5 protein-coding genes are annotated in these 4,031 nt (G+C 62.7%); all 5 read right to left on the bottom strand.

What is annotated here, in order from left to right:
• The coding region (locus ENZ75_RS23850) for an anti-sigma factor (protein ID WP_128278352.1) at nt 1–509 on the bottom strand (509 nt) is incomplete at its 3' end.
• Nucleotides 506–1,072: a sigma-70 family RNA polymerase sigma factor gene (locus ENZ75_RS23845; protein ID WP_027163789.1), complete on the bottom strand. Its 567-nt coding sequence runs from the start codon at nt 1,070–1,072 to the stop codon at nt 506–508. The genes ENZ75_RS23845 and ENZ75_RS23850, both read right to left, overlap by 4 nt.
• Nucleotides 1,073–1,242: 170 nt before the next feature.
• Nucleotides 1,243–2,082: an alkaline phosphatase family protein gene (locus ENZ75_RS23840; protein WP_024501944.1), complete on the bottom strand. Its 840-nt coding sequence runs from the start codon at nt 2,080–2,082 to the stop codon at nt 1,243–1,245.
• A 97-nt stretch (nt 2,083–2,179) separates the two neighbouring features.
• Nucleotides 2,180–3,769 (bottom strand): ABC transporter substrate-binding protein, encoded by a 1,590-nt coding sequence (locus tag ENZ75_RS23835; protein WP_024501943.1) that lies wholly within the window; start codon nt 3,767–3,769, stop codon nt 2,180–2,182.
• Between the two features lie 3 nt (nt 3,770–3,772).
• Nucleotides 3,773–4,031: hypothetical protein (locus ENZ75_RS34690; RefSeq protein WP_206617086.1), on the bottom strand; the 259-nt coding region annotated here is incomplete at its 5' end.

Genomic DNA, 4,031 nt, shown 5'->3' with positions numbered 1-4,031 from the left:
TTGCTGCCGAGGAAGGCGGAAATGTCCGACATCTTCGCATCCGGCTTGAACTTGACCAGGGCGTACGGCATTTTCGCCAGATCGTCTTGCGCGCCGGCAATCTCGAAATCATTGCCCTTTCCGCCGGGTTCGACAAACGACTGCACCATGACCAGCGCCAGCAGAACCGCGGCTGCCGCCCAGGCGACGCCGACCGGCACCGCCATAAAGCGGCCCCAGGCCTGCGCCAGCCAGGACGATCCTGCCGGCTTGCGCGCAGGCCCGGCCTCGGCGTCGAGTGCCTTGGCAAAGCGGCTGAGCGCATCGGCCGGCGGCCGGATTGCTTCGTTGGCGGCCGTGGCGCCGGAGAATTCGGCTTCAGCTTCGCCAAGGGCGGCAAGTGCGGCCGGATCGCTGGCCAGCCATTCCTCGACCGCTTCCAGGTCGGAACCTTCCAGCGAGCCGTTCAGGTAGAACGGCAGCAGCGTTTCCATTTCGTCGCGGCGCGACATCTTTTCAGCGGCGCTCATGGCCACCCCCTGTCGTAACCGGCGGCCTTGAGAGCCTCGCCGAGTTTCTTGCGGGCGTAGAACATCCGGGTCTTGACGGTGGCGACCGGAATGTCGAGCACCTCGCTGATCTCGCTCACCGACTGCCCGTGATAATAGGCAAGATCGATGACGACGCGATGCTCTTCCGGCAAGGCGTCGACGAAGCGCCGCAGGGCGGCCGCCTTGTCTTCCTTCATGGTGACGACTTCCGGCGTGTCGGCGCCGTCGGGCACCGCGGCGGCGGCCTCGTCGTCGATCCAGTCTTCCTTCTTCTTGCGCAGAAAGGACAGCGCCTTGAAACGGGCAATGCCGAGCAGCCATGTCGAGACTTCGGAACGCCCTTCGAAGCCGGGCGCCTGGCGCCACAACTCGAGGAAGACTTCGTTGGCGATATCGTCGGCCATCATTTCCGATCCCGTCTGGCGCGCCACGAAGCGGTAGACCCGCGCGTGGTGACGCATGAACAGGAGCCGCACGGCGGCTCGGTCGCCCTTCGCGACCCGGTCGACAAGCGCGCGATCGGTCTCCGTCGCTGCCGTCATGGCCGGTCGAGCCGCCTGGCTCCTGTCTGCTCTGTCGCTGATCGGCCCAAAAAGGTTCATCCTCCGCCAAGGAATTTTGCGGAGGCTAACCGAAGAGCGCGGAGGTTGCCAGAGGTGCGCCTCTTCCTTCTCCCACAAGGGCAGAAGGGAAGAGCTTCGCGGACCGCTTCTCACTCCAAGAAAGACTTCGCCTTCATCGTCGCGGGCACGGGAACGCCCAGTCGGCTCAGCACCGTCGGCGCCAGCTGCAGCTGGTCGAGTAGTGTGTCCGCATCCGGCCCTTTGCCTTGTCCAAAATAATACAGCGCGAAATCCTGCATCTCGTCGTCATGGCCGCCGTGATGGCCACGATCGGTCTGGCCGTGATCGGCGGTGACGATCACCTCATAGCCGGCTTCGATCCAGCGTGGCAGGAAGGCGGCCAGCATGCCGTCCATCGCATAGACGGCATGGTCCATCTCGTGGCAGTCGTGGCCGAAGCGGTGTCCCATCGAATCCAGCGTGCAGGTGTGCAGGATGCCGTAGTCGATGCCATGGCGTTTCGTCAGCATGGTCAGCGTCGCGAACAGGTCGACATCGCTCGGCGTCATCTGGTTGCGGAGATTGTAACCGGTCATGGTGTGGAAGCGGCCATGCGTGATCGGCCCGCCTGGCTCGTCGAATTCCATGCCCTCCACCAGGTCGAACGGGTAGGCGCGGAAGAATTCCGACCAGTAGGAATGGGTCACCGCCCCCGTCTTGCCGCCTGCCTTGCTGACCTCGGAGAAGATATCGGGCTGCTCGACGCGGAAACGGTTCTCATTGGAGAGAATCCCGTGCACCTGCGGCGAAACCCCGGTGTGGATCGAGGCATAGCAGCAGGCCGAGGTCGACGGCAGCACCGAGCGCATCTTCCAGACCTGCGCCTCGCCCGATTGCACCCAGCCTTCGAGATTGCCCATCAGCCGGCGCCAGTTCCGGTAAGGCACGCCATCGAGGATGATCAGCAGAAGCTTGGATTTGAGCGCCACGGGCTGCTCCATGCGGTTGGCGGTTGAAACGGGAACGCCGTGTGCCGTCCCGGGCACACGGCGTTCTGATAGATGAAATCGGACGATCAGGGTCCGCTCAAGCGTTGAGCCAGCACTCGGCAAGCGCGTAGCCGTCCATCATTTCGCCGATAGGGCTCTTGGCATAGCCGCCGATCTTGTTGGTGGCGGCCGCGTCGATGAACTGGTTGAAGAAGGGCACGATCAGCCCGCCTTCGTCACGCATCATCACTGCCATATCGTGGTAGATCGCCTGGCGCTTGGCCTGGTCGAGCTCGCCGCGCGCGGTAAACAGCATCTTGTCGAATTCCGGCCGCTTGAAGCGCGTGTCGTTCCAGTCGGCGGTCGAGACATAGCCGGTGGAATACATCTGGTCCTGCGTGGCGCGTCCGCCCCAGTAGGAGAGCGAGAAAGGCTGCTTGTTCCAGACCTCCGACCAGTAGCCGTCGCCGGGTTCGCGCTTGATCTCGATCTTGATGCCGGCTTTGGCGCAGGACTGCTGATAGAGCTGTGCGGCATCGACGGCGCCCGGGAAGGCGACGTCCGAGGTGCGCAGCACGATCGAGCCGCTGTGGCCTGATTTCTTGTAGGCTGCCGCCGCCTTGTCCGGATCGAACTTGCGCTGTTCGATATCGGCGGAAAACAGCGGATAGGCCTCGTTGATCGGGAAGTCGTTACCCACCGAGCCATAGCCGCGCAGGATCTTTTCCAGCATCTCGTCGCGGTCCATGGCTAGCTTCAGCGCCATGCGCAGATCGTTGCTGTCGAAAGGTGCGGTGTCGCAGAACATGTTGAACGGATAGTAGCCCTTGCCCGAGACGTTCTCGATGGAAACGCCCGCGATGCGCTTGACCAGATCGACGACCTTGGGTTCGACGCGGTTGATCATGTGCACCTGGCCGCCTTGCAAGGCTGCAAGCCGTGCGGTCGCATCATTGATGACGATGATCTCGACCTGGTCGGCATGGCCGGCCTTGTCGCCAAGCCAGTAATTGGCGAAACGCTCGCCGCCATGGCGCACGCCTGGCTGGTTGACGCTAACCTTGTAGGGTCCGGCGCTGATGCCGGCATTCGGATCGTCCTTGCCGCCATTCGGCTGGATGACGAGATGGTAGTCGGCCATCAGATAGGGGAAGTCGGCATCGGCGTCGCCGAGCGTGACGATGACTTCCTTGCCGCTCGCCTTGACGCCCTTGATGTTCTTGAGGATGCCGAGTGCTCCGGACTTGGACTTCTCGTCCGCATGGCGCTCGATGGTGGCGGCAACGTCCTCCGCGCCGACCGTCTTGCCATTGTGGAACTCGATGCCATCGCGGATCTTGATCGTCCATGTCTTGGCGTCGGCTGAGGCGCCAATCTCTTCGGCAATCAGGTTGACCAGCTTGTTGTCCGGTGTGAGGCGCACAAGATACTCGCCCCAAAGCTTGCCAAAGCTGAAGGTTACCTGGCTGAGATTCAGCGCCGGATCGAGGCTGTTGGTGGATTCCCCGCCCTGCAGGCCAGCCTTGATGATACCGCCCTTCACCGCCGTCTGGGCAAATGCCTTGCCGGCCAGCGCCGGCATCATGGCCGCCGATACGCCGAGCGCGGCGGCGCGCCCAAGAAAGGCACGGCGCGATATCCGGCCGTGACCGGCGAGTTCGGCGAGATAATCGAGTTCAGTTTTCATGTCCTACCCCTGTTTAAAAGTCGTGCGAGCGGCGCTCGTCCCGAAGGACGTGTGGCGCTCTAGTGTTGCATCCGGATGACGGTCGCTGACGCCCCTATGTGGCAGCTTGGTCTGACACAATTTCCAGGGGAAGCGCCTGCCTTTTTCTTCCGGCAGTATTGGTTCCCAGTTTTCCCGGAATTGCTTTAGTTCCCCGCGCTGGCCATGCGCCGTCCCTTGATTGCCTTTTCCAGCCAGCCGATTTCCATCTCTGGAACCGAGG

The sequence above is a fragment of the Mesorhizobium sp. M7A.F.Ca.CA.002.04.1.1 genome (assembly GCF_004022805.1).
GTDB lineage: Bacteria > Pseudomonadota > Alphaproteobacteria > Rhizobiales > Rhizobiaceae > Mesorhizobium > Mesorhizobium ciceri.
The sequence above is the reverse complement of the archived record's forward strand: the minus strand, read 5'-3'. Positions and strand labels throughout refer to the sequence as shown.

Excerpts from the sequence above, each read along its gene's own strand:
- ENZ75_RS23845 (WP_027163789.1), bottom strand. The coding sequence starts at position 1,072 with ATGACGGCAGCGACGGAGACCGATCGCGCGCTTGTCGACCGGGTCGCG.
- ENZ75_RS23835 (WP_024501943.1), bottom strand. The coding sequence starts at position 3,769 with ATGAAAACTGAACTCGATTATCTCGCCGAACTCGCCGGTCACGGCCGG.